A 4,898-nucleotide genomic window follows, 5' to 3' on the forward strand; every position below is an offset into this window, starting at 1 on the left:
TAGGGCTAATTGTGCATCTGCTGGGCAAACAAATTAGCCTGTAATTCAGAGCCGGCAATCGTTTTGACGATTTAGATAAAATTTTCAATGTGACACTTTAGGGTGCGGAATGTGGGTTGTATTCAGTAAACTTTTGTCAATAATCAATCACAGTCCATCACATAATTAGTCTCAACTGTGATGGGAATGATTGAATGAATACTATGATTATGGCCAATTCAAGTCTGAATTGGCGTATGTTGTATTCAGTAAACTTTTGTCAATAATCAATCATAGTCCATCACATAATCGCACCAATCACCGTCAAGACGGCATGGGGGAGTAAATACCACTAATGGTCCGTGTTATCGTAAAAACGGGGATAGATGGGGGGTTTGGTCTTGCAAAATCGGCAAATAGGGATAAAATCAAAACAAGTTAATTTTTCGGCGACCATATCATGTTAACCCCATCGGATAGTAAATTATCTAAGCAGCAGCAGATTCTCTCGGCTGTTTCCGAAGAGGAACAGCTTAAACAGCAACGGATTCAGGAAGTGCTATTGTTAATAGATAGTTTATTCCAAAGAGAGGAAACGACTTTTAGAATTATCATCGACTGTCTTTACGATGTGGGTTCGTTAAATTTAATTAATAAAAAGTTTCATAGTCGTCACTTAAATTTTATCATGAAAGCGATCGCTCGTTTTTCTAAGCCTATCTTCAGAATTTATGCTCTCTATTGGGTGAAGAAAAATAGCCCCAAATTAATTACTAATTGGTTGGCTAGTAAGGTTAAATTCTAGCCAAGGATAAACTCTAGAGACAGTAAACAGTGATCAGTAAACAGTAAACAGTGACCAATCAGTAACCACTGATAACTGATAGAGCTTTTCTCCTAAAGATGAAGTATAGGCTAATCTGATCCTGTCTCCTGACTCCCCAAAACGAAGACTTCGTACCTCACTATTAAGATATAGGGACTAAATTTGCACCTGTCTGAGATGACGACGGGGATCGGTGGTACGCTGAGATTTAATTTTCTCGTATAATTCCCGTTCGATCGCCGTTAATTCTTTGGGAGTATCGATGACAATTTTGACTAATTGATCGCCGCGTTGTCCTTTATTATCGATCCAACCTTTGCCGCGTAAGCGCAGGGATTGACCGGAACGAATACCAGCGGGAACTTTTACCGTCACCAGGCCATCGGGGGTAGGAACTTCGATCGCTGTGCCTAAAACCGCCTCATCGGGGGTAATCGGCACTTCACAGGTCAAATTATCGCCTTCAAAAGTAAAGAAAGGATGGGTGTCTAATTCCACATCGAGAAATAGATCTCCCCGTTGTTTACTCAAGGGATCGATTAGTCCTTTACCCCGTACCCGGAGACGATTACCGGTTTTAGTTCCTGGGGGGATTTTGATATCGATCATTTCTCCGGCTAAATTAACCCGTTTTTGTACTCCTCGTAAAGCTTCCGCAAAAGTCAGACGCAGTTTAGCGGTGGAGATACCAGAAGTGACGGATTGCGGTGCAGTACGAGCGCCGGCAAAGTCGTTAAAATTGCTAAAATCGCCAAATCCTCCCCCCGGAGTCCCGTAGGAATGGGAACCGGGGCGAGTACCGCCGGAGCGCCCCATGCGACCGAGTAGTTCGTTGATAAAATCATCAAAGGTGCTGTACTGGCTAAAGTCAAAACCGGCCGAACCGAAGTCAACCCCCGGATTACCACCCGGCCAATTCGATCGCCCAGCCTGTTGCCAATATTGTCCAAATTGATCGTATTTTTGGCGTTTTTCGCTATCGGAGAGGACTTCGTAAGCTTCACTAATTTCTTTAAAACGTTCTTCGGCGCTTTTATCGTTAGGATTGCGATCGGGGTGATATTTGACGGCTAATTTACGAAAAGCTTTTTTAATTTCTTCAGCGCTGGCAGTTTTACCTACTCCCAGAACGGCATAATAATCTTTATAATCTGCGGCAGGCATCGATACGCTATCTCCTTAGCAATGGGGATTCAGTCGGGATACTCCTAATCTAACTTAATTTTATCGCTGTCAGGAGTCCGGAGTCCGGAGTCAGGGGATAGGGGATAGGGAAATGGGGAGATAGGGGAATAGAGAAATTTCAACTAATACCCCAAAACCCCAAAACCCTAAAATCCCAACACCCAACACCCTTTTTACCTTTAATGTAACGTCCACTTTTTTACTTTTCACTTTTTACTTTTTATCTGGGGAAATTGCCGACGACGACGATACCAAGTTCCCACACCTACTAACAGAGCCATGAGGGTAAAAGCCACCATTAGGGGCAATATATCGCCTTTTCCTAAAGATTTTAAACCTGCACCCATCATGACAAAGGGTAAAATTCCGGGGACAGTGCCTAATAAAGTACCGATCAAATAATCGCGAAAACGGATAGAAGTTAATCCCGCAACAAAGTTAACGATACCGTAGGGAATAATCGGTAATAGACGGATAGCAAACATATAAAATAGGCCGCCTTGCTGCATTTCTGCATCGATCGCTTGCCATTTTCCCTGAAATTTTTTGGCGGTATATTCCCGGCCAATAGTACGGGTAAAAGCAAAGGCAACTATAGCGGCCACCAAAGCGGCGATCGTTGTCCAAACGGTTCCCATAACTACCCCAAAGATGGCCCCACCACTGAGGTTTAAGGGGGTAGAAGGCAGAATTAAAATTGTCCCGATCGTATAGAGAATAATATACAAAATGGGGGCCATAATTCCCATTTGTTTTAACCAGATCTGTAATTGTTGGGAGTCGATACCACCGAGCAGATAAACTCCGATCGCCGTGGCGATAATACAAATTATGGTTAGGATAATAACACTACTTTTAGTTTTAGACATTTAACGGCAATTTTGGGCTAAGTTCGGGTTGCAAAACATAAGATGCAGCCGGGGTCTATATTTCCCTATTGCCAAAAATATAGCAGAAATCGGCATAGGATCGATCTCGATCTCAATATTAGCGGGCTGCCCTATCTGTCCCCAAATTACCCCCGATATCGGTGTGGGTAGTTCAGTTAATCTCCTCGCAAACCACGATCGAAAAACCATTGACTTTATAGCTATTGGCAATTACTGTCCCTTGATCCACAGACCAACAATTATAATCGGTTTCTGCCCAAGCTGCCGTGTCAATAATTCTTAGCCAACGATAATTATTCGATGACGGGGGAAGACGAAAATCCACTGGCAGATAATACATATTAATTAACACCAAAAAATCGTGATCGCCGACGGCACTACCATCAATTAAAAACCAAATAGAGCGATCATGGGCAGTTAAATCGCTAATACCATCGGGTTTCTTAAATAAATAGGTGACATTATTGCCCCCATCGAGAACCAGATCACCGTAGCGGTGCTGTTTGAGTGCTATATGATTCTGTCTTAAGTGAGCAATATAAGCGGCAAAAATAAATAAAGGATTGCGTTCTTCTTGATTAGTTCCCGTGCCAAAATTATTGTGATAAGCTTCCCGATAACCCGTGGGCAGTAGATGGGGTGAACGAGTGGCAATCATATCATAATTATTCCAAGTGGCCACACTATCAATATTGTAGGGATTATTATTACCATTTTGAGTGCGGCCAAATTCATCGCCCCAGACAGTCATCGGCACACCGCGAGACAAAAATTGAATCGTCCAAAAGTTGCGTAATCTTTGGCGACGTAAGGCCTGATCACCCCCAGAATCCCAAGAATCGTTATTACTATTGCCGCCATCGGAAGGACCAAAGGGCCAGGGAGTGAGGTTATTTTTGTTGTTATAACTGACCAAATCCATCAGGGTAAAACCATCGTGGGCAACAATAAAATCGATCGATTTGTGTGGTCCGCCTTGGTCGTTAAAATTGTGATAATCGCCGTTCACCTGTTCGATGAATTTAAAAGTATTACCATCTCCCTTTAAAAAACGCCGAATTGCATCGCGATAACGGCCATTCCATTCTCCCCAACCCGCAGGGAAATTCCCCACTTCGTAACCCCAGATATCCCAAGCTTCGGCGATCATTTCGGCATCGTATTTCTTGCCTAATTTCTCGATCTTTTCTAACAAAGGATGTTTAGGAAAGAATTGTTTTTGTTTGCCCCAATCTTCGCGTTCATGACTAGAAGGAGTTCGGCCGAGGACGGGGGCCAGATCAAAACGAAAACCATCAACTCCCATGGTTTCTAACCAATAGGTGAGGGAATCAAGAACCAGATTACAGGTGACAATATGGGAAAAGTTTAATTGATTTCCGCAGCCGGTGGCCCCATCGACTAGATAATGTTCATCGGTGAGTTGATAGTATTCCACCACATCAAAACCACCAAAACTAACAAATCCGGTGACATCGTTGCTGCCCCAATTGCCCCCTTCTCCGGTGTGATTATAGACCACATCGAGATAAACTTCCATACCTTGGTCGTGGAAAGCTTTGACCATGGCCTTAAATTCTCTGGTGGGTCCCCCGGGGGAGCGATCGTAAGCATAACGGCGATCGGGGGCGAAATAACCAAAGGTCATGTAACCGTTCTGTTAAACCTACTCAAATCTACTCATGAGCAAATTTGACGTTAACTTCCTGCTTCACTGTAGTAGTGTCGGCACTATCTACTCCACAAGCTGACACGGTGGAACTCACCGCCAAAGAAGCTAGATTCAGACTAGCGTTCAAGTCTCGACCGCAAACTACATGGCATTGCTCACACTCAAAAACTCTTTCAGTTAAAGATAGAGACTCTTTTTTGTACCCACAATTGGAACAGGTTTTACTGCTAGGAAACCACCTATCGGCTATGATTAATTCCGAACCATACAACTGAGTTTTATAATCAAGTTGTCTTCGGAACTCGTAAAAACCCATATCCTGAACGGCTTTAGCTAATTTGTGATT

The 4,898-nt window shown here is 43.3% G+C and carries 4 protein-coding genes and 1 pseudogene; 1 reads left to right on the forward strand and 4 read right to left on the reverse strand.

What is annotated here, in order from left to right:
- The first annotated feature begins 439 nt into the window (after positions 1-439).
- Positions 440-784 carry a hypothetical protein gene (locus EWV68_RS18330; RefSeq protein WP_002738818.1) on the forward strand — a complete coding sequence of 115 codons (345 nt, stop codon included), beginning with the start codon at positions 440-442 and terminating at the stop codon, positions 782-784.
- A gap of 177 nt (positions 785-961) precedes the next feature.
- On the opposite strand, the gene EWV68_RS18335 is transcribed toward EWV68_RS18330, so the two are convergent.
- The 4 genes and pseudogenes from EWV68_RS18335 to EWV68_RS18350 all read right to left on the reverse strand — a co-directional run.
- Positions 962-1,969, reverse strand: a complete 1,008-nt coding sequence (locus EWV68_RS18335; protein ID WP_287170643.1) for a DnaJ C-terminal domain-containing protein — start codon at positions 1,967-1,969, stop codon at positions 962-964.
- 227 nt (positions 1,970-2,196) lie between these two features.
- Positions 2,197-2,859: a TVP38/TMEM64 family protein gene (locus tag EWV68_RS18340; RefSeq protein WP_287170645.1), complete on the reverse strand. Its 663-nt coding sequence runs from the start codon at positions 2,857-2,859 to the stop codon at positions 2,197-2,199.
- Between the two features lie 172 nt (positions 2,860-3,031).
- A pseudogene (locus EWV68_RS18345) lies at positions 3,032-4,534 on the reverse strand (glycogen debranching protein); the annotation flags it as partial.
- 22 nt (positions 4,535-4,556) lie between these two features.
- Positions 4,557-4,898, reverse strand: a 342-nt coding sequence (locus tag EWV68_RS18350; RefSeq protein WP_287170647.1) for an RNA-guided endonuclease InsQ/TnpB family protein, incomplete at its 5' end; no start/stop codon positions are given.

Origin of the sequence: Microcystis sp. M_QC_C_20170808_M9Col (assembly GCF_007095495.1) — a bacterium.
In the GTDB taxonomy this organism is placed as follows: Bacteria; Cyanobacteriota; Cyanobacteriia; order Cyanobacteriales; family Microcystaceae; genus Microcystis; species Microcystis aeruginosa.

What these genes read in the sequence shown, in the direction of transcription:
- EWV68_RS18330 (WP_002738818.1), top strand. Translation starts at nt 440, where the DNA reads ATGTTAACCCCATCGGATAGTAAATTATCTAAGCAGCAGCAGATTCTC.
- EWV68_RS18335 (WP_287170643.1), bottom strand. Translation starts at nt 1,969, where the DNA reads ATGCCTGCCGCAGATTATAAAGATTATTATGCCGTTCTGGGAGTAGGT.
- EWV68_RS18340 (WP_287170645.1), bottom strand. Translation starts at nt 2,859, where the DNA reads ATGTCTAAAACTAAAAGTAGTGTTATTATCCTAACCATAATTTGTATT.